General features: G+C 71.7%; 15 protein-coding genes. 1 reads left to right on the top strand and 14 read right to left on the bottom strand.

Going from position 1 to position 19,126, the window contains the following annotated elements:
- Nucleotides 1-271 precede the first annotated feature (271 nt).
- From ACFYOV_RS14610 to ACFYOV_RS14585, 6 genes are all read right to left on the bottom strand, one after another.
- On the bottom strand, nucleotides 272-1,960 hold the full coding sequence (locus tag ACFYOV_RS14610; RefSeq protein WP_389087280.1) for a beta-N-acetylhexosaminidase: 1,689 nt from the start codon (nucleotides 1,958-1,960) through the stop codon (nucleotides 272-274).
- A 60-nt stretch (nucleotides 1,961-2,020) separates the two neighbouring features.
- The gene (locus tag ACFYOV_RS14605; RefSeq protein WP_389087278.1) at nucleotides 2,021-2,866 is read right to left on the bottom strand and encodes a carbohydrate ABC transporter permease; all 846 of its coding nucleotides are present in this window, start codon (nucleotides 2,864-2,866) and stop codon (nucleotides 2,021-2,023) included.
- A gap of 29 nt (nucleotides 2,867-2,895) precedes the next feature.
- Nucleotides 2,896-3,885, bottom strand: coding sequence for a carbohydrate ABC transporter permease (locus ACFYOV_RS14600; RefSeq protein WP_389087275.1), 990 nt, complete (start codon nucleotides 3,883-3,885; stop codon nucleotides 2,896-2,898).
- The gene (locus ACFYOV_RS14595) at nucleotides 3,882-5,174 is read right to left on the bottom strand and encodes an extracellular solute-binding protein (protein WP_389087272.1); all 1,293 of its coding nucleotides are present in this window, start codon (nucleotides 5,172-5,174) and stop codon (nucleotides 3,882-3,884) included. The genes ACFYOV_RS14600 and ACFYOV_RS14595 overlap by 4 nt, the downstream gene beginning before the upstream one ends.
- Nucleotides 5,175-5,375: 201 nt before the next feature.
- A complete protein-coding gene (locus tag ACFYOV_RS14590; RefSeq protein ID WP_389087269.1) occupies nucleotides 5,376-5,657 on the bottom strand; it encodes a DUF3039 domain-containing protein in 282 nt (93 codons plus the stop codon).
- Between the two features lie 30 nt (nucleotides 5,658-5,687).
- Nucleotides 5,688-6,260, bottom strand: coding sequence for a YqgE/AlgH family protein (locus ACFYOV_RS14585; protein ID WP_389087267.1), 573 nt, complete (start codon nucleotides 6,258-6,260; stop codon nucleotides 5,688-5,690).
- 253 nt (nucleotides 6,261-6,513) lie between these two features.
- Here ACFYOV_RS14585 and murA point away from each other — a divergent pair, with 253 nt between their 5' ends.
- On the top strand, nucleotides 6,514-7,860 hold the full coding sequence (murA, locus tag ACFYOV_RS14580; RefSeq protein WP_389087264.1) for a UDP-N-acetylglucosamine 1-carboxyvinyltransferase: 1,347 nt from the start codon (nucleotides 6,514-6,516) through the stop codon (nucleotides 7,858-7,860).
- Between the two features lie 96 nt (nucleotides 7,861-7,956).
- Here murA and ACFYOV_RS14575 read toward each other — a convergent pair whose 3' ends face one another.
- The 8 genes from ACFYOV_RS14575 to ACFYOV_RS14540 all read right to left on the bottom strand — a co-directional run bounded on the left by ACFYOV_RS14575 (nucleotide 7,957) and on the right by ACFYOV_RS14540 (nucleotide 18,957).
- Nucleotides 7,957-8,238 carry an HU family DNA-binding protein gene (locus ACFYOV_RS14575; RefSeq protein WP_003990598.1) on the bottom strand — a complete coding sequence of 94 codons (282 nt, stop codon included), beginning with the start codon at nucleotides 8,236-8,238 and terminating at the stop codon, nucleotides 7,957-7,959.
- A 1,184-nt stretch (nucleotides 8,239-9,422) separates the two neighbouring features.
- Nucleotides 9,423-10,844, bottom strand: a complete 1,422-nt coding sequence (locus tag ACFYOV_RS14570) for an NAD-dependent malic enzyme (RefSeq protein ID WP_389087262.1) — start codon at nucleotides 10,842-10,844, stop codon at nucleotides 9,423-9,425.
- A 419-nt stretch (nucleotides 10,845-11,263) separates the two neighbouring features.
- The gene (locus ACFYOV_RS14565; RefSeq protein ID WP_389087259.1) at nucleotides 11,264-13,561 is read right to left on the bottom strand and encodes a HelD family protein; all 2,298 of its coding nucleotides are present in this window, start codon (nucleotides 13,559-13,561) and stop codon (nucleotides 11,264-11,266) included.
- Nucleotides 13,562-13,643: 82 nt separating this feature from the next.
- Nucleotides 13,644-14,405 (bottom strand): zf-HC2 domain-containing protein, encoded by a 762-nt coding sequence (locus ACFYOV_RS14560; protein ID WP_389087257.1) that lies wholly within the window; start codon nucleotides 14,403-14,405, stop codon nucleotides 13,644-13,646.
- 74 nt (nucleotides 14,406-14,479) lie between these two features.
- Nucleotides 14,480-15,001: a sigma-70 family RNA polymerase sigma factor gene (locus ACFYOV_RS14555; RefSeq protein WP_010039908.1), complete on the bottom strand. Its 522-nt coding sequence runs from the start codon at nucleotides 14,999-15,001 to the stop codon at nucleotides 14,480-14,482.
- A 349-nt stretch (nucleotides 15,002-15,350) separates the two neighbouring features.
- Nucleotides 15,351-15,944 carry a CGNR zinc finger domain-containing protein gene (locus ACFYOV_RS14550; protein ID WP_389087253.1) on the bottom strand — a complete coding sequence of 198 codons (594 nt, stop codon included), beginning with the start codon at nucleotides 15,942-15,944 and terminating at the stop codon, nucleotides 15,351-15,353.
- Nucleotides 15,945-16,298: 354 nt separating this feature from the next.
- Complete coding sequence (locus ACFYOV_RS14545; RefSeq protein ID WP_389087250.1) at nucleotides 16,299-17,450, bottom strand: uroporphyrinogen-III synthase; 1,152 nt, start codon at nucleotides 17,448-17,450, stop codon at nucleotides 16,299-16,301.
- Nucleotides 17,451-17,571: 121 nt separating this feature from the next.
- The gene (locus ACFYOV_RS14540) at nucleotides 17,572-18,957 is read right to left on the bottom strand and encodes a nitrate/nitrite transporter (RefSeq protein WP_389087248.1); all 1,386 of its coding nucleotides are present in this window, start codon (nucleotides 18,955-18,957) and stop codon (nucleotides 17,572-17,574) included.
- Nucleotides 18,958-19,126: the final 169 nt, after the last annotated feature.

The following is a 19,126-nucleotide window of genomic DNA, read 5'->3' as shown; positions in this document are numbered from 1 at the left end:
CCGCTGCCCCACCTGGTCCCACCTGTGCTGCCGTACGGTACGTGCTGACAGGGCGGACGTGGCAACTCTGGCACATCTTCGCAAGCGCCGAAGACAGGGGTCCGGTAGGAGGTGTTCGCCCACCTCACCCCGGACATGGGCCGTTTTGGCACGGCTTCGCCGGTGCGCTCGGATTGGCACTCTTCGGTGACCCTTGTGCGCTTTTTCCGTGACCTGTTCGGGGCGGGGCGGGCGTGCGGGTTGCCGGTCCCGCGCCGCGGCGGGCGCGTGGTTACCGGAACGGGGGTGCGCCGTCGATCGGGCGCCCCAGGACCCCGGGGCGCTTCTGCCAGGGCCGCGGGCCGGTGGGCGGCCGGTAGGCGACGCCGAGGGCGTCGAGCCGCCGGTAGTGGGCCTCCATCCGCCGCTCGAAGCCGGCGAAGTCCCGTTCGGCGGGGCGCGGCAGGCTGCTCCAGGCGACCTCGGCGAGGGCGGCGAGCCGGGGAAAGACCTGGTAGTCCACCCGGGCCTGGTCCTCCATCACCTCCGTCCAGACGTTGGCCTGGGTGCCCAGAACCCGCGCGGCCTCCTCGACGGTCAGTTCGGGCGGCACGGGCTCGAAGCGGTAGACGTCCTCCAGGGTGCGCACGTACCCGATCGGCACCGGCTCGTCGGGGCCCGCGTCCTGCCGGTGGTCCAGGTACACCTGCTGCTCGGGGCACATCACCACGTCGTGTCCCGCGCGGGCGGCGGCGACCCCGCCGGCGTAACCGCGCCAGGAGGACACGGCGGCGCCCGGCGCCAGGCCGCCCTCCAGGATCTCGTCCCAGCCGATCAGCCGGCGCCCCCGCGCGGACAGCCAGGTGTCGAAGTGGCCGATGAACCAGGCCTGGAGCGCGTCCTCGTCCTCGAGGCCGAGTTCGCCCAGCCGTTGCTGCGCGGTGGCCGAAGCGCGCCACTGGTTCTTGGGGCATTCGTCACCGCCGATGTGCACGAACGACGAGAACGTCCCGGCGTCGGCGGGGAACAGTTCCAGTACTTCCTCGAGGACCCCTTCGTAGAAGCGCAGGGTGGCGTCGGTGGGGGCGAGGACGTTCGGATTGATGCCCCAGGTGTCCCAGACGGTCAGGGAAGTGGTGTCGACGACGTCGGCGTTGCCGAGTTCCGGGTACGAGGCGATGGCCGCCTGCGCGTGGCCGGGCACGTCGATTTCCGGGACGACGCTGATGTGGCGGTCGGCGGCGTAGGCGACGATCTCGCGGATGTCGTCCCGGGTGTAGTGGCCGCCGTGCGGTCTGTCGTCCCACAGGGGTGAGGCGCGGTGCCCGAATTTCGTCCTGGACCGCCAGGAACCGACCTCCGTCAGGCGCGGGTGGCGCTCGATCTCGATCCGCCAGCCCTGGTCGTCCGTCAGGTGCCAGTGCAGGACGTTGAGTTTGTGCGCGGCCATGAGGTCGAGATACCGCAGCACGCCCTCCTTGGGCATGAAGTGCCGGGCGACGTCGAGCATGAGGCCGCGCCAGCGGAAGCGCGGGGCGTCCTCGACGGTGACCGCGGGAATGCCCCAGGCCTCCCTGCCGCGTACGGGGGCCCGGCGGAAGGCGTCCGGGCCGAGCAGTTGGCGGAAAGTCTGCGCGCCCCGGAAGACCCCGGCCTCGCTCGCCCCGTCGATCCCGACGAGGCCGTCGCCGACACGGAGGCGGTACGCCTCCGGGCCGCCGGTCCCCGTGGCGAGCGAGGGGTCGATCCGCAGCCGGAGGCGGTTTTCGCCGCCGGTCGGCGGCAGCAGCGGGAACCCGGTGGCCGCGCCGACCTGCGCGCGCAGCCACCGCGCGACGCGCCCGGTCCCGGGGTGGTCCTCGAGCGCGGTGCGGGCGTCGAGGACGAAGCCCGCACCGGTACCGGGGGACGTCACCGACAGCCGCGCGGGGGCCGGGATCAGGGACACTCCGGGATCGGGGAACGGGGGGTGCTCACTCATGGCATCGGGTCCTTCGCTGTGGGGTCCGTCATGTCCGGCGGCCGGCCCTCTGCGGGCGCGTCAGTCCTTCACCGCTCCGCCCAGTCCCGCCACCAGTCGGCGCTGCACCAGGACGAAGAACACCAGCACCGGAATCGTCATCACCGTGGAGGCGGCCATCACTCCTCCCCAGTCCGGTTCGTCGGGCTTGTAGAAGACCAGCAGGGCCATCGGAAGTGTCGACTGCGAGATGTCGCTGATGATGAACGACTTGGCGAACAGGAAGTCGTTCCAGGTGGAGATGAAGGAAAACACGCTCGTGGCCACCAGCCCCGGCAGAACGAGCGGGAAAAGGATCTGCCACAGGAATCGCGCCCGGCTCGCGCCGTCGATGAGGGCCGCCTCCTCCAGCGCCTCCGGAACGGCTTTCACGAACCCCCGGAGCATCCAGATCGCGAACGGCAGCGAGAACGCGATGTGCGGCAGGATCAGCGACCACAGGCTGTTCAGCAGACCGAGGTCCCGCATGAGGAAGAACAAGGGAATCGTCAGCGCCTCCACGGGCACCATCTGCGCCACCAGGAACATGACCAGCAGGGTGGTCCGCATACGGAACCGGAAACGCGTCACGGCGGTCGCGGCGAGAAAGGCGATCAGTGCCGAGGCGATCACGACGGCGACCGCGACGACGACGCTGTTGACGAAGTAGCGGCCGAATTCCTGCTGCCCGAAGACCCGCCGGAAGGAATCCAGGGTGGGCGCCGACGTCCAGGGCCGCGGCTCGGACGATTCGACCTCCCCGGCCGGTTTTAAGGCACCCAGCACCATCCAGTACAGCGGGAAGGCCACCATCGCCGCGACCAGCAGCGCCGCCGTCTCGGCCGCGAGACGCCCCGGGCGCCGCACGAATCGGCGCACAGGTTTCACCCGAGGCGACCGGTTCCGGCTCACGAGCGTCACAGTTCCTCCCCCTGGCGGCGCAGCAGCCTCAGGTACAGCAGCGTCACGGCGAGCAGGATCAGCAGCATCACCACGCCGATGGCGGCGCCCAGGCCGTACTGCGAGGACGCGAACGCCTGCTGGTAGGCGTAGACGTTGAGGACCAGGTTCTGGCCGGCGATGCCGCCGCCGTTCGTCATGACGTAGATCTGGGTGAAGACCTTGAAGTCCCAGATGACCGACTGGATGGTGACGACGACCAGGATGGGCCGGAGGATCGGGGCCAGCACCGAGCGCCACACGCGCCAGTGCGAGGCACCGTCCAGTGCGGCGGCCTCCAGCACCTCGGCCGGTACGGCCCGGATGCCGGCGTGGACCGTCACCATCACGAACGGGAAGGAGCACCACACCACTTCGAGCAGCACCAGGAAGAAGGCGCTGAACCGCCCGTAGGTCCACGCGTGGTCGCCGAGCCCCAGCACCCGGTTGACCGGGCCGAAGTCGGCGTCGAAGAGGAACAGCCACACCGTGGAGCCGGTGACGGCCGGGGTGGCCCACGCGCCCAGCGCGGCCAGCGTCAGCGCCAGCCGCGGCAGGGCCCGCACCCGCGTGAGCAGCACGGCCAGCGCGCAGCCCACGGCCAGGGTGCACACCACGCAGGCCGCCGCGAACAGCACGGTGGCCAGCAGCACCTGCCAGAACCGCTCGTCGGCGAACAGCTCCGCGTAGGTGCCGAGCCCCCGGAAGGTGGTCGGCTCCCCACCGCTGACCTGTGCCTGGGTGTAGTGGAACAGCGAGATCAGGCCGAGTTGCTGGATCGGGTAGGCGAGCAGTCCGCCGAGGACGACGAGCGCGGGCGCAAGATACAGCCAGGGGGCACCGGAGCGCGTCCCCGAGGGGCGCGGGGCGGTGCGGGACGCGCGGCTGCCGCCTCGTGGGCGCGGCCTGTCGCCGACCAGCCGCAGCCGTCGGTGGTCCGCGTCCTTCGAGCTCACGGGGGCGGTCATCCCGCGGAGCCGAACGCCTCGTTCATCTTCCGCGCCGCGTCCTCGGCGGCGGCGTCCACCTCCTTCCTGCCGCTGACGATCTCCTGGAACATCGTCGGCAGCACCTGCGAGGAGTCGATCCGCGCCCAGGCGGGCGAGGCGGGCACGAACCTCGTGCCCGCGGCGAGGGTCTCGACAAAGGGCTTCACGAAGGGCTCCTGGGCGGCCACCTCCCGGCGCACGTCGGAGAAGGTGGGCAGGAAGCCCATGGCGTCGAAGAGCCGGCCCTGCGTCTCCTTGGACGCGAGCCGCTTCATCAGGTCGACGGCGAGGGTGCGGTGCGAGGTGGACTTCAGGACGCCGAGGTTGTTCCCGCCCGCGAACGCGGGGGCGATGGAGCCGCGTTCGACGCCGGGCAGGGGGACGACCGCGTACGCGCCCCTCACCTCGCCCGCCTCGACAGCCGCGCGGCTGAAGTCGCCGCCGATGGCCATCGCCGCCTTGCCCGAGGCGAAGGCGGTGACGGTGTCGTTGCCGCCCATCCCGGCGCACTTGGCGGCCGGGCAGTTGTCGTCGCCGAACAGCGAGGTGTACGCCTCGATGCCCCGGTGCGCCTCGGCGCGGTCGATGGCCGATGCGTACGATCCGCCCTTGCCGGTGGCGAGTTCGCCGCCGTGGGCCCAGAGGAAGGGCATCGCGCCGTAGGTGTAGGCGCCGCCGACGGCGATGCCGTACAGCTCGGGCCTGGCGGCGCGGATCCGCTTGGCGGTGGAGATCAGCTCGGCCTGGGTCCGCGGCACCTCCAGGCCGAGTTCCTCGAAGACGTCCGTACGGTAGTAGAGGGCGCGGACGCCGACGAAGTAGGGCACGCCGTAGACCCTGCCGTCGACGGTGACCGACTGCCGGGCGGTCGGGTCGGTGTCCTCGGCCTCGTCCCAGGCCGCGAACTCCTCCGAGACGTCGGCGAGTCCGCCGTCCTTCACGTAGCCGGCGGTGTCGGTGTTGCCGTACTCGACGAGGTCGGGAGCGGACCGGGGGTCGTTGAACGCGGCCCTGATGCGCTGGGCGCGGGTCTCGACGGGGATGTACTCGACGGTGACGTCGGTGTCCTCGTGGGTCTTCTCGAACTCGGCCACGACGGAGTCGACGAGCCGTTCCTTGGGCTCGTTGTTCACCTCCTGGAAGAGCCAGACCCGCAGGGTGCCGGACTTCTCGTCCTGGCCGGGGGAGGAGGTGCCGGAGGTCTGGGGAGCGCAGGCGGCGGTGACGAGGACGGCCGCGAGGGCGACCAGGCGGACGGACAGCTTCATAGGGAGTGCTCCTCCGAGTGCGTTGCAACACGTGCAATGCCTGTTCCGCTGTGCACAACGGAGGCTAGGGACTCGACGAACCACCCCACAAGAGGTCTCCACCACTCCGTGACCGGCGGACGCACCCCGCCCACCGCGCGGGCAGCACAAAGCCCCCCGGGCGCGCGTCACGCACCCAGGGGGCTTCGGAGCGGTCGGGCCCTACTTGTCGCCCTTGCTCTTGTCGTCACCGCCGGCGCCCATGGACTCGTAGATCTCCTTGCACATGGGACACACGGGGTACTTCTTCGGGTCGCGGCCCGGCACCCACACCTTGCCGCACAGCGCCACGACGGGGGTGCCGTCGAGGGCGCTCGCCATGATCTTGTCCTTCTGGACGTAGTGGGCGAAGCGCTCGTGGTCGCCGTCGCCGTGGGAAGTCTGCGGCGTGGGCTCGACGAGGGTCCCCGTACCAGTCCCGCGCTCGGGCTCGAGAGTGCTCATAACAGCCAAGGGTACTGAAGGTCACACGCTTCAGTTGAGCGAAGGGTCGTCCGGGTACGTGGCCACCATCGCCAGCTCGTTGCGCTGGCGGCGCAGCACCTCGCGCCAGAGTCGCTCCGGGGCCGGGGAGGAGACGTCACCCGGCTCCGACTCCACCACGTACCACGCGCCGTCGACCAGCTCGTCCTCCAGCTGACCGGGGCCCCAGCCGGCGTATCCGGCGAAGATCCGCAGGGAGCCGACTGCGGAGGCGAGCAGCTCCGGCGGGGCCTCCAGGTCGACCAGTCCGATCGCGCCGTGCACCCGGCGCCAGCCCAGCGGCTCCGCCTCCCCGGCGGACCCGCCCGGGACGACGGCGACCCCGAGGGCCGAGTCCAGCGACACCGGACCGCCCTGGAAGACGACGCCGGGTTCGCCGGCGAGGTCCGCCCAGCCCTCCAGGATGTCGCCCACGTCCACCGGGGTCGGACGGTTGAGGACGACACCGAGCGAGCCCTCCTCGTCGTGGTCGAGAAGGAGCACCACCGCACGGTCGAAGTTCGGGTCCGCCAGGGCGGGCGTGGCCACGAGCAGCCGCCCTGTGAGCGAGGACACCTCGGTCATGCCAGACATGATCCCGCATCTTCCCTTCGTGTGGGGAGGCAACGGCGGTACGGGAGTGAAGGCAGCTCAGGGAGGCGGCCGGCGCCCCCGGCGCACCCCCGTCGCAGTGACCCCTCGTGCCCGTCTTTCCACGGTTGGTGATGTGACCCGACCATGAGGTGACCGGCTCCCGCACGGGCATACGGAAGGAGCCCGGAGGGCGATTACCCTGTCCCTCCTGGCCCCCTGCCCGACTCCACGGAACGCGAGATTCATGACCGTCAAAGGCGCTGAAGACGTCCTGCTTGTCCACGGCGGAACCCCGCTGGAGGGCGAGATCCGTGTCCGCGGTGCGAAGAACCTCGTGCCGAAGGCCATGGTCGCCGCGCTGCTGGGCAGTGCTCCGAGCCGTCTGCGCAATGTTCCGGACATCCGCGACGTCCGTGTCGTACGGGGTCTGCTGCAGTTGCACGGGGTGACGGTCCGCCCGGGTGACGAGCCCGGCGAGCTGGTGCTCGACCCCACGCACGTGGAGAGCGCCAACGTCGCCGACATCGATGCCCACGCCGGGTCCTCCCGGATCCCGATCCTGTTCTGCGGCCCGCTGCTGCACCGGCTCGGGCACGCCTTCATCCCGGGTCTGGGCGGCTGCGACATCGGCGGCCGGCCCATCGACTTCCACTTCGACGTGCTGCGGCAGTTCGGCGCGACGATCGAGAAGCGGGCGGACGGCCAGTACCTGGAGGCCCCGCAGCGGCTGCGCGGCACCAAGATCCGGCTGCCGTACCCGTCGGTGGGCACGACCGAGCAGGTGCTGCTCACGGCGGTCCTCGCCGAGGGTGTCACCGAGCTGTCGAACGCGGCGGTGGAGCCGGAGATCGAGGACCTGATCTGCGTCCTGCAGAAGATGGGCGCGATCATCGCGATGGACACCGACCGGACCATCCGCATCACCGGAGTGGACAAACTCGGCGGCTACACCCACCGCGCCCTGCCGGACCGCCTGGAGGCCGCCTCGTGGGCGTCCGCGGCGCTGGCGACCGAGGGCAACATCTACATCCACGGCGCGCAGCAGCGTTCGATGATGACGTTCCTGAACACGTACCGGAAGGTGGGCGGCGCCTTCGAGATCGACGACGAGGGCATCCGCTTCTGGCACCCCGGCGGACGGCTGAAGTCCATCGCGCTGGAGACGGACGTCCACCCCGGTTTCCAGACCGACTGGCAGCAGCCCCTGGTGGTCGCGCTGACCCAGGCGACCGGACTGTCGATCATCCACGAGACGGTCTACGAGTCCCGCCTCGGCTTCACCTCCGCGCTCAACCAGATGGGCGCGCACATCCAGCTGTACCGCGAGTGCCTGGGCGGCTCCGACTGCCGCTTCGGCCAGCGCAACTTCCTGCACTCGGCGGTCGTGTCCGGGCCCACCAAGCTCCAGGGTTCCGACCTGGTCATCCCCGACCTGCGCGGCGGCTTCTCGTACCTCATCGCGGCCCTCGCGGCGCAGGGCACGTCCCGCGTCCACGGCATCGGGCTGATCAACCGCGGCTACGAGAACTTCATGGAGAAGCTGATGGAGCTCGGCGCGAAGGTCGAGCTTCCGGGCAAGGCGCTCGCCTGACCCGTGCGCGGCGAAGGGGCGGCCACCCTCACGGGTGGCCGCCCCTTCGGCGTCACTGTGCGCCGTACGCCCACGCGGGGCGTACCGACGGCAGGATCACTTGCCCTTGGCGGCTTCCTTGAGCTTGGAGCCCGCGGAGACCTTCACGCTGTAGCCGGCCGGGATCTGGATCGGCTCGCCGGTCTGCGGGTTGCGAGCGGTGCGAGCGGCACGGTGGGTGCGCTCGAAGGTCAGGAAGCCGGGGATGGTCACCTTCTCGTCGCCCTTGGAGACGATGTCGCCGACGACATCGGCGAACGCGGCCAGCACGGCGTCGGCGTCCTTGCGGGTCACCTCGGCGCGGTCGGCCAGCGCGGCCACCAGCTCACTGCGGTTCATGTTGTTACTCCCGTGTTCTTCTTGCCGTTGCGGCGTGCCACGCGGCGGGGCCGCATGATGGGCACGGCCAAGCCGATGCTGCCAGGGCCTTCGGTGAGTCCCCGGACCCGGGTCCGTCGTCGGACCCTCGCGCCCAGGGAGGCATCCTGCCTCTACCTGCGGCGGGAAAGCCAATCCGGCACCCGCAGGAGTCGTGAGAACACCCGTGGGAGTCACACGAGGACCGCCACCGTCTCGATCGGGTGACGCTCCGTCCGCTTCCGGCAGCGGACCGCCAAGGACATCAGGGCGCGAGCCCGGCCGCCACCCTAGAGGGCGGCCAGGAGTCCGAGGTTCCCCGACGCGCCGATTCCATGCCACCCGTGGCGATCCTCACAGCCCGCCCCGGCCGGTTCACGCCCCCGCGCAGGGCGCGAACCGGGCCGCTCCACGCCCCGGGGCGACCCGCCCGCGCTACGAAGCCGCCGCTCTCCGGCCGGGCCCGGCACCCGCCGCTCCCCGGCCGCACCACGGCGGCCGGAGGGCGGCGGAGACGGCGCCGCCTCCGCGTCCAGGACGCACCCGGGCTCGTGACCGAACACGGCCGTTCCGGCAAGCCCATGAGCACCGGCCCGCAGCCGGAGGCAGCCCCTCCGCGACCAGAAAGGGGCGAACGCAGCGCGGCCCGCATACGACCTGGAAAACGTCGCCTCTTCCCCGAAGACGCACGCAACCAGGCGCAGCCGTTCCCCGGCGGCCGGCGGTCGGGGGCCCGGAGACGGGGCCCGGGCCGGGGGTGACCGTTCCGCCACCCGGAGCGGGTCTGCCGCGACCGGGAGACGCGCCCCTGCCCCGCCCGCGCGAAGCGGGACAGCGGGCATGCCTCGGCCAGGGCGCAGTCACGCCGCGGACGCAGCGCGGCCCGCATACGACCCGGACCCCCTCCGCTCCCCCGGCCTCCACGACGCGCCGGACCGCAGCCGGGAGACGGCCCCTCCCCGGTCCGGAGGCGGCCGCAGCCGGAAACGCGGCCGTTCCTCGACCACGCCATGCCCGGCCAGGGCGCGGCCACCCCACGGACGGGGACGGCCCCTCCGCGGTCCTGGACGCGGGGACGCGTCGGCCGCAGACAGGAGGTGGTCTCCGTGCGGCCGGGGAAAGGGGTGGGCTGTGTCCGGTCCCGGCGCGTCAGGCGTTGCCCCCGGCTACGCGTGGCCGGCCACGCCGACCGCCTTGGCGGCGGCCCTCACCGCGCCCGCCACCGCGCCCGCGACCTTGTCGTTGAAGACGCTCGGGACGATGTAGTTCGGGTTGAGCTCGTCCTCGGTGACCACGCCGGCCAGGGCCTGTGCGGCGGCCAGCATCATCTCCGTGTTGACGGTGCGGGACTGGGCGTCCAGCAGACCGCGGAAGACGCCCGGGAAGACCAGCACGTTGTTGATCTGGTTCGGGAAGTCCGAGCGGCCGGTCGCGACGACCGCCGCGGTCTGGCGGGCGATCGCCGGGTCCACCTCGGGATCCGGGTTGGCGAGTGCGAAGACGATCGCGCCCTCCGCCATGCCGGCCACGTCCTGCGCGTCCAGGACGTTGGGCGCGGAGACGCCGATGAAGACGTCCGCCCCGCGCACGGCCTCCTTGAGCGTGCCGGTCAGCGCCTCCGGGTTGGTGTTGTCGGCGATCCAGCGCAGCGCGGAGTCGGGCGCCGCGTCCACCAGGTCCTCGCGGCCCGCGTGCACGACACCGTGGATGTCGGCCACCACCGCGTTCTTCACCCCCGCGGCGAGCAGGAGCTTGAGGATGGCCGTACCGGCCGCGCCGGCGCCGGACATGACGACGCGGACCTCCTCGATCGCCTTGCCCACCACGCGCAGCGCGTTCGTCAGCGCCGCCAGCACCACGATCGCGGTGCCGTGCTGGTCGTCGTGGAAGACGGGGATGTCGAGGGCCTCGCGCAGCCGGGCCTCGATCTCGAAGCAGCGGGGCGCGGAGATGTCCTCGAGGTTGATGCCGGCGAAGCCGGGGGCGATCGCCTTGACGATCTCGACGATGGCGTCGGTGTCCTGGGTGTCCAGGCAGATCGGCCACGCGTCGATGCCGGCGAAGCGCTTGAAGAGGGCCGCCTTGCCCTCCATGACCGGAAGCGCGGCCTTGGGCCCGATGTTGCCCAGGCCGAGCACGGCCGAGCCGTCCGTCACGACCGCGACGGAGTTGCGCTTGATGGTCAGGCGGCGGGCGTCCTCCGGGTTCTCGGCGATCGCCATGCAGACGCGGGCGACACCCGGCGTGTACACCATGGAGAGGTCGTCGCGGTTGCGGATGGGGTGCTTGGACTGCATCTCGATCTTGCCGCCGAGGTGCATGAGGAACGTACGGTCCGAGACCTTGCCCAGGGTCACGCCCTCGATGCCGCGCAGCTGCTCGACGATCTCGTCGGCGTGCGCGGTGGAGGTGGCCGCGATGGTGACGTCGATGCGGAGCTTCTCGTGGCCGGACGCGGTGACGTCGAGGCCGGTCACCGAGCCTCCGTGGGACTCGACGGCCGTGGTGAGCTGGGAGACCGCTGTTCCGCTCGCGGGCACCTCCAGCCGGACCGTCATCGAGTAGGAGACGCTGGGCGCCGTTGCCATGGCCGACTTCCTCTGCTTTCACCGTGTCGCTTCAGTTGTGCCGTCCGATCGTCGCACCTACCAGCGAGTACGCGGTAGCCGCCCCGAATTGCGAACGTTTTGTTCGCGCGCCGTCGGGGTAGGCCGGAAGGCGAGCACTCTTTCGGAAAACAGCTTCCACCATACGAGAGGGATCGGGTGGGCGGATCCCCCGGGTGGTGCCGGCCAAGGGGCCGGACAACGGAGAGGCCCACGTCACGCGATGGTGACGTGGGCCTCTCCGGCGCTCAGTGACACCGACCCGCCATGCTCGCCTCGCGGCAAGTGGTCGCTCGTAGCGACGAAGGTTGGGCCCGGGGGCTTGGATCGGGCCGGTGTCACACCCAGGCTAACAAACCGATCCCGCAGGACCATTCCCGTGCCGCCGGCACTTTCCGGGTTCAGTCCCGCAGCAGGTCCGGCGCCCCGGCCGCGTCCGGCTCGTCCCGCTCCCCGGAGACCACCGTGAGCTGCTGGGTCGCCCGGGTCAGCGCGACGTACAGGACCCGCAGACCGGCCGGCGACTCGTCGGCGATCTCGGCCGGGGAGACGACGACGGTGGCGTCGTACTCCAGGCCCTTGGCCTCCAGACTGCCGAGGGCAACGGCCCGGTCGCCCAGTCCGTCGAGCCAGCGGCGGGCCTCCTCGCGGCGCTGCATGGCGACCACCACGCCGACCGTGCCGTCCACCCGCTCCAGCAGCCGCGCCGTCTCGGCCCGCACGGTCTCCCCCAGCGATGCCCCGACGACGGCGAAGCGCGGCTCGACGCCGGTGGAGCGCACCGCCCTCGGTGCCTGGGAGCCGGGCATGGCCAGGGCCAGCACCTTCGACGCCAGCTGGGCGATCTCGGCGGGGTTGCGGTAGTTCACGGTGAGCTCGAAGCGGCGGCGCGGGCGGGTGCCGAGGGCCTCGTCGCGGGCCTGGGCGGCCTCGTCGGGGTCGGACCAGGAGGACTGGGCCGGGTCGCCGACGATCGTCCAGGTGGCGTGCCGGCCGCGGCGGCCCACCATGCGCCACTGCATCGGCGTGAGGTCCTGCGCCTCGTCGACGATGACGTGGGCGTACTCGACGCGCTCCCGCGCCAGTCGCTCGGCCCGCTCACGCTGCGACTCCTCACGCACCGGCATCAGCTCCTCGAGGCCGGTGAGCTGGTCGAGCGGGTCGATCTCGCGCTTCTTCCGGGGGCGGGCCGGGGCGCCCAGGACGGCCTGGAGCTCGTCCAGCAGGGCGATGTCGTGCACCGTGCGGCCCTCCCGCCGCAGCGAGCGGGCGATCTTGCGGACCTCGCCCGGGTTGAGGATGCGCCGGGCCCAGCGGCCGAGGCGCTTCTCGTCGGCCATGGCGTCCAGGACGGCGACCGGAGTCAGCTCGGGCCACCAGGCGTCGAGGAAGGCGATGAAGTCGTCCTCGGAGGTGATGTCCTCGTCGAAGGAGGAGCGCAGCTCGGCGGCCAGCTCCGGGTCGGTGTGCCGGCCGGCCCCGCCGGAGCGCTCCCACAGGGCGTCCAGCAGCAGCTTGCGGGCGCGTGGGCGCAACAGGTTGACCGGGGCGGTGCCCCCGAGGGCGGTGCGCCGGACCTCCGCCAGCTCCCCGGCCTCCAGCTCCAGGCGCCGGCCGAAGGCGACGACCCGCAGCCGGTCCGGTGAATCGTTCAGCTCCAGCGCTCCGCGCGCGGCCTTCCGCAGCACCTTGAGCATGCGGTACGAGCCCTTGGCGCGGGCCACCGACGGCGCGTCGTAGAGCGTGGCCTCGGCGCCCTCGACCAGCGAGCCGATGGCGCGGACGGCGACCTGGCCCTCCTCGCCGAGGGAGGGCAGCACGCCCTCGGTGTAGGCGACCAGAAGGGGCGTGGGCGAGACGATCAGGATGCCGCCCGCGTACCGGCGCCGGTCCCTGTAGAGCAGGTACGCCGCGCGGTGCAGGGCGACGGCGGTCTTGCCGGTGCCGGGGCCGCCCTCGACGTAGGTCACGGAGGCGGCGGGGGCGCGGATCACCATGTCCTGCTCGGCCTGGATGGACGCCACGATGTCGCGCATGGTGTGCGTACGGGCCCGGCCGAGCGCGGCCATCAGGGCGCCGTCGCCGATGACGGGCAGCTCCTCGCCGTCCAGGGCCGCCTTCAGCTCGGGGCGCATCAGGTCGTCCTCGACGCCGAGGACGCGGCGGCCCTTGGAGCGGATGACCCGGCGGCGCACCACCCGTCCCGGGTCGACCGGGGTGGAGCGGTAGAAGGGCGCGGCGGCCGGGGCCCGCCAGTCGATCACCAGCGGGGCGTAGTCCTCGTCGAGGACGCCGATGCGGCCGATGTGCAGGGTCTCGGCGATGTCGGCGGTGTTGTCGGGGCGGACGGCGCCCTCGGCGGGCTCGACGGCGGTGTAGGCGCCGTCGGGTCCCTTCTTGCCGTCCTTGCCGAGCAGCAGATCGATCCGGCCGAAGAGGAAGTCCTCGTACTCGTTGTTCAGCCGGTTCAGGTGGACGCCCGCGCGGAACACCTGGGCGTCCCGCTCCGCGAGCGCGCCGGGCGTGCCGACCTGGCCGCGCCGGGCCGCGTCGCGCATGAGGAACTCGGCCTCGTGGATCTTCTCCTCGAGGCGCCGGTACACCCGGTCCAGGTGTTCCTGTTCGACACGGATCTCGCGGTCGCGAACGGAGTCGTGAACCGAGCCGACCGCGGTTTCCTGTTGAGCCTGAGCGGCCACCGGGCCCCCTTCTGACGTGCTGGGCAGCCGTCAACCGTACGCGAAGGGGGCCCCGTGAGGCTACGGGCGGGCCGGGCGGGTCCTACGCGTCGACCTCCACGAGAAGCTTGCCGTCGAAGGTCATGACCTCGAAGTGGTCGATCTCGTTCGGCTCGAACGCGGCGCCGCCCTGGACGTACAGCGGTTGCTTGGCCTGTTCGGTCTTGGCGTTCGGCAGGCCGTAGCCCCACTCCGGGACGGACCAGGAGGTGACGGTCTCCCGCTCGCCGTTCTTGCCGACGGCGATCAGCGAGCACTTCTCGGGACCCTTGACGTTCTGGAGCTGTACGACGGTGCCGGTGCCCCAGTCCTTCTTCTGGAGCGCCACGGTCGCGGAGACCTTGGTGCCCGGGTCGGTGGCCGTGATCTTGTCGGAGATCCGGTCGAAGGCGTCCTTGGCGGGGTTCGCCGAGAGCGTCTGCTCGGTCCCGCCCCCGCTCTTGCCGCCGTCGCCCCCGCCGCTCGTGGCGACGGCCACGAACGGGCCGCTCACGATCAGCGCGCCCGCCGCGGCCACCATGTAGAAGTTGCGACGGCGCTTTCTGGCGCGGCGCTCGGCGACCTCGTCGACCAGCTTCTCCACCACGCGCGGGGAGGGCTTGGCGGACAGCGACTCGCCGATCGAGGGTGTCCCGGCACCCGGCAGGTCCGCGAGCGCGGCCAGCATCGGTTCCATCCCGGCGAGTTCGTCGAGCTGCTGGGCGCACCACTCGCAGGTCGCGAGGTGCGCCTCGAAAGCGGTTGCTTCGGCGTCGTCGAGGATCCCGAGGGCATAGGCGCCGACGGTCTCGTGTTCGTTCGGCACCGGTGATCCCTGCATGGGTCCAGACATACCCGTCCCGCCTGTACCGAATCCCTGATTGCCCCCGTACACACTCATCACGCCGTCACCCCCCGCTCCTCCAGTGCCAGCTTCATCGAACGCAGGGCGTAGAACACCCTTGAGCGGACTGTTCCGCTGGGTATTCCGAGCGTCTCGGCCGCCTCATTGACGGTACGCCCCTTGAAGTACGTCTCGACGAGTACCTCCCGGTGGGCAGGGGTCAGGTCGTCGAGCGCGTCCGACAGCGTCATCAGCCACAGCGCCTTGTCGATCTCGTCCTCCGCGGGGATGACCTCCAGCGGCGACGGATCGACCTCCTGCGGCCGGGCCTGCCGGCTGCGGTGGCCGTCGATGACGATGCGCCGGGCGACCGTCACCAGCCAGGGGCGTACCGAACCGGTCGCCCGATTGAGCTGACCGGCGTTCTTCCAGGCACGGATGAGCGTCTCCTGCACGACGTCCTCGGCGCGCTGCCGGTCACCGGCGACCAGTCGCAGGACGTAGGCCAGCAGGGGGCCGGCGTGCTCGCGGTACAGCGCACGCATCAGCTCCTCGTCGGGTTCCGAGGGTTGGGACATGCGATGTCGGGCCCTCGATGCACGTTCATTGGCCACGACGGAATCCTTGCGCACGCCCACCTCCGATGTCCGGGGGATCCCCCAGTCGGTCGCTCGACAACCGGTACGGACGAGGGGCGTTGCGCGTTCAAAGCGAGATGACAGTTTTCTGCGGTCCGACGTGCGGACCGGGACATGAAGTCACATTCCCCCCGCACGTTCTTTACATTTCCGACACGCGAGAAATCGCGCCCGGGCGGGCCCGGGCGCCGGGACGGCAAAGGGAGTGTAAGCGACGTCACTTCGGCCCTTCGACGCACGCCGCACACAGAAGCCGCAAAGGGGGCACCGGAGTTGAGGGAGGCTCGGCTCAGGCCCGGGCGAGGGCGGCGCGACGGCGGTGGCGGGCGACGCGTTCGCGGTTGCCGCAGACCTCGCTGGAGCACCAGCGCCTGCGGCGCCCCCGAGAGGTGTCCACGTACACGATCGGGCAGTTGTCGCCCTCGCACTGGCGCAGGCTCGCGCGGGCGACGGGGTCGGTGAGCAGGTCCACCGCGTCCCGGGCGATCACCGCGAGCAGCGCGGCGCGTCCGGGCGGCCCGTCCAGCCGCCGCACCAGGGTGCCGTCCTCGCCGGGGACCGCGCGGGGGGCCGGGGGCGCCGCGCGGGCGAGGTCGTTGACGCGGGCGAGCGCGAGGTCGTACGCGCGCACGCCGGGACCGCTCCGGCCGCGCAGCAACGGGGCCAGCAGGCCTCGCAGTTCGCGGAAGGCGGCCGGCCAGCCGGCGTCCGCCCCGGTGAGCGGCGTGCCCACCGGGACGAGTCCGGAACCCGTGATCCAGGCGCACAACACCGGGACGGAGCCGAGCCGTTCCTCGGGGTGCGTGGTGGCGAGGAGATCCAGACAGAGGCGCCCGGTGTCGAACCGCAGGTCGTAGGGCGCCGTGGCCGTACCCAGTGCCATGTGCCTGTCACCGCCTAGGGTCACCCCGGGGTGCGGGGGGCCGGTGAGAGTCGGATTCCGGAAACCGTTCTCCCCCACAGTGCCCGCCCGCCCCGGCACCCGGAACCCCCTCCGCGCGCCGAGTACGGACGACTCGCCGCCCGTCGGCCACCCTGCCCGCACGGTTCCTTCCGGCGCCCGCCTCTCGGTGCCGCGCGCCTCCCCCTCCGGTGCCGCGCGCCTCACCCTCCGTCCGTTCCGGCTCCGCGCGTCCGGTCCCCCATCCGGCCCCGGGCCGCGCACCGCCCGTCCACGCGGCCCCGGGCCCGCGTGCCTGCTGCACCGCCACCCGCGGTCCCCACGGGGTGGCCCGGCTCATTCGTCCGCGTACTTCGTTTCCGCATGGGGGTCCAGGGCGAGGCGGTAGCCGCGTTTGACCACCGTCTGGATCAGCTTCGGGGCGCCGAGGGAGGCGCGGAGGCGGGCCATGGCGGTCTCCACCGCGTGTTCGTCGCGGCCCGCGCCCGGCAGCGCGCGCAGCAGGTCCGCGCGGGAGACGACCCAGCCGGGCCGCCGGGCCAGGGCGCGCAGCAGGGACATCCCGGCCGGGGGCACGGGCTTGAGCTCGCCGTCCACCAGCACCGCGTGGCCGCGGATCTCGACGCGGTGCCCGGCGACGGGCAACGAGCGGGCGCGGGCGGGGAGTTCCTGGCAGAGCAACTGGACGAGCGGGCCGAGCCGGAAGCGCTCCGGCTGGACCGTGTCGATGCCACGGGCCTGCAACGGCAGCGCGGTGACGGGGCCGACGCAGGCGGGCAGGACGTCGTGGCCGAGGGCGGTGAGCACGTCGTCGAGCAGTCCGCGCTCCTCCGCCCGGGACAGCAGCGAGGCGGCGGCCGGCGCACTGGTGAAGGTCAGCGCGTCCACCGTGCGCGAGACGGTCGCGTCCAGCAGCCGGTCGACGGGGCCGATGTCCTCCGGCGGCAGCCACCGGTAGACCGGCACGCCCACCACCTCCGCGCCCGCGGCCCGCAGGGACTCCACGAACCCGGGCAGCGGTTCGCCGTGCAGCTGGACGGCGATGCGCAGCCCGTCGACGCCCTCGGCCAGCAACCGGTCCAGCACCTCGGCCATCGACTCCGACGACGGCGACCACTCCTCGGACAGCCCGGCCGCCCGGATCGCGCCCTTCACCTTGGGGCCGCGCGCCAGGATCCGCACCCCCCGCAGCCGCGCCAGCAGGTCCTCGCCGAGCCCCCAGCCGTCGGCGGCCTCCACCCAGCCCCGGAAGCCGATCGCGGTCGTGGCGACGGCAATGTCCGGCACCTGCCCGATGATGTCCTTGGTGGCGGCCAGCAGTTCACTGTCGTCGGCGAGCGGCACGATCCGCAGGGCAGGGGCGTGCAGCACGGCGGCGCCCCGCCGTTGCAGCAGCACGCCCAGCTCTTCGGCACGGCGCGCCGCGGTCACCCCCACGGTGAAGCCCGCGAGTGGCCCGTGGTCAGGTCGCTGTCGTTCGTCGTACATGGCTCTCGTCCCGCACTCGAGTCGGCGTACTGCATTGAGGTACGGCTCCACCTGCAACGCCGACCGAGCCTGTCAATGATCCGTGACAGGCTCGGTTCGGCTTGATGTCCAGGGTGTTACGTCATACCTCGGCGTAGCTGAGCTGCGGCTTCTCCTCCGTGACCGTGCTCGTGGCGGCCGGGCCGGCCGCCGGGCGGCGAAGGTATACGGCCCAGGTGACCGCGAAGCAGACCGCGTAGCAGGCGAGGAAGGCGACGAACGCGCCGGTGCCGGAGCCGTAGGAGAGGAAGGACTGGCGGAAGGCCAGGTTGATCCCCACCCCGCCGAGCGCGCCGACCGCACCGATCAGCCCCATGGAGGCCCCGGAGAGCCGGCGCCCGTACGCGGCGGCCTCCTCACCGCTGAGCCCCTGTGCCAGCGCCTTGGCCTGGAAGATGCCGGGGATCATCTTGTAGGTCGAGCCGTTGCCGAGGCCGGTCAGCACGAACAGCACCACGAAGGCGACGGTGAACAGCACCAGCGACTTCTGCATGGAGGCGACGATCAGCACCGAGGTCGCGGCCCCCATGGCGACGAAGTTCCACAGGGTGATCCTCGAACCGCCGTACCGGTCGGCGAGCCAGCCGCCCACGGGGCGGATCAGGGAGCCGAGCAGCGGGCCGATGAAGGTGACGTACGCGGCCTGGAGCGGGGTGCGGCCGAACTGGTTCTGGAGCACCTGCCCGAAGGCGAAGCTGTAGCCGATGAACGAGCCGAAGGTGCCGATGTAGAGGAAGGACATGATCCAGGTGTGCGCGTCCCGGGCGGCGTCCTTGGCGGCGCCGGTGTCGTTCTTCACCGAGGCGAGGTTGTCCATGAACAGCGCGGCCAGCACGGCGGCGACGACGATCAGCGGGATGTAGATGCCGAGCAGCACGCGCGGCCCGCCGCTCGCGCCGATGATCGCGAGGGCGGCGAGCTGGATCACCGGGACGCCGATGTTGCCGCCGCCGGCGTTGAGCCCGAGGGCCCAGCCCTTCTTCCTGAGCGGGAAGAAGGCGTTGATGTTGGTCATGGAGGAGGCGAAGTTGCCGCCGCCGATGCCCGCGAGCAGGCCGACCAGCAGGAAGGTGGAGAACGACGTCCCCGGCTCCATCACCGTGAACGCGGCGACCGTGGGAACCAGCAGCAGCCCGGCCGAGACGATGGTCCAGTTGCGTCCCCCGAACACCGCGACGGCGAAGGTGTACGGGACCCGGACCACGGCGCCGACCAGCGTCACCATGGACGTCAGCAGGAACTTGTCGGCCGGGGTGAGTCCGTACTCCGGGCCCATGAAGAGGACCAGGACGGACCACATCGTCCAGATCGAGAAGCCGATGTGCTCGGACAGCACGGAGAAGAGGAGATTGCGGCGGGCGATCTTCTCTCCGGTGGTGTTCCAGAAGGTCTCGTCCTCGGGATCCCAGTGCTGGATCCAGCGGCCGCCCCTGCTCGGGGGTGCGGGGGCCGGGGTTGGGGCTGTCATGACGCCTCCACTGTTCTCCGGGGCGCGGGCTGTGCCGCGAGGGGCTGATCCCGAAGGTAGGGAGGGAGCGTTTCCGGTCTGTGGCAGGGAGTGACCGGTAGGGAACGTTGCTCTCACCCCGCACGGGCCCGGGGTGAGAGGTGTCCGGCACGGCCGTGGGGCGTCCCGT

The organism is Streptomyces sp. NPDC005931, assembly GCF_042871235.1.
Classification (GTDB): Bacteria; Actinomycetota; Actinomycetes; order Streptomycetales; family Streptomycetaceae; genus Streptomyces.
Note: the sequence above shows the minus strand (reverse complement) of the source record. Positions and strands in the feature narration are given on the sequence as shown.

Bases quoted from the DNA above. Each gene is read 5' to 3' on its own strand.
- ACFYOV_RS14610 (WP_389087280.1), bottom strand. From the start codon at position 1,960: ATGAGTGAGCACCCCCCGTTCCCCGATCCCGGAGTGTCCCTGATCCCG.
- ACFYOV_RS14600 (WP_389087275.1), bottom strand. From the start codon at position 3,885: ATGACCGCCCCCGTGAGCTCGAAGGACGCGGACCACCGACGGCTGCGG.
- ACFYOV_RS14595 (WP_389087272.1), bottom strand. From the start codon at position 5,174: ATGAAGCTGTCCGTCCGCCTGGTCGCCCTCGCGGCCGTCCTCGTCACC.
- ACFYOV_RS14590 (WP_389087269.1), bottom strand. From the start codon at position 5,657: ATGAGCACTCTCGAGCCCGAGCGCGGGACTGGTACGGGGACCCTCGTC.
- ACFYOV_RS14585 (WP_389087267.1), bottom strand. From the start codon at position 6,260: ATGACCGAGGTGTCCTCGCTCACAGGGCGGCTGCTCGTGGCCACGCCC.
- murA (WP_389087264.1), top strand. From the start codon at position 6,514: ATGACCGTCAAAGGCGCTGAAGACGTCCTGCTTGTCCACGGCGGAACC.
- ACFYOV_RS14575 (WP_003990598.1), bottom strand. From the start codon at position 8,238: ATGAACCGCAGTGAGCTGGTGGCCGCGCTGGCCGACCGCGCCGAGGTG.
- ACFYOV_RS14570 (WP_389087262.1), bottom strand. From the start codon at position 10,844: ATGGCAACGGCGCCCAGCGTCTCCTACTCGATGACGGTCCGGCTGGAG.
- ACFYOV_RS14555 (WP_010039908.1), bottom strand. From the start codon at position 15,001: ATGTCCCAACCCTCGGAACCCGACGAGGAGCTGATGCGTGCGCTGTAC.
- ACFYOV_RS14550 (WP_389087253.1), bottom strand. From the start codon at position 15,944: ATGGCACTGGGTACGGCCACGGCGCCCTACGACCTGCGGTTCGACACC.
- ACFYOV_RS14545 (WP_389087250.1), bottom strand. From the start codon at position 17,450: ATGTACGACGAACGACAGCGACCTGACCACGGGCCACTCGCGGGCTTC.
- ACFYOV_RS14540 (WP_389087248.1), bottom strand. From the start codon at position 18,957: ATGACAGCCCCAACCCCGGCCCCCGCACCCCCGAGCAGGGGCGGCCGC.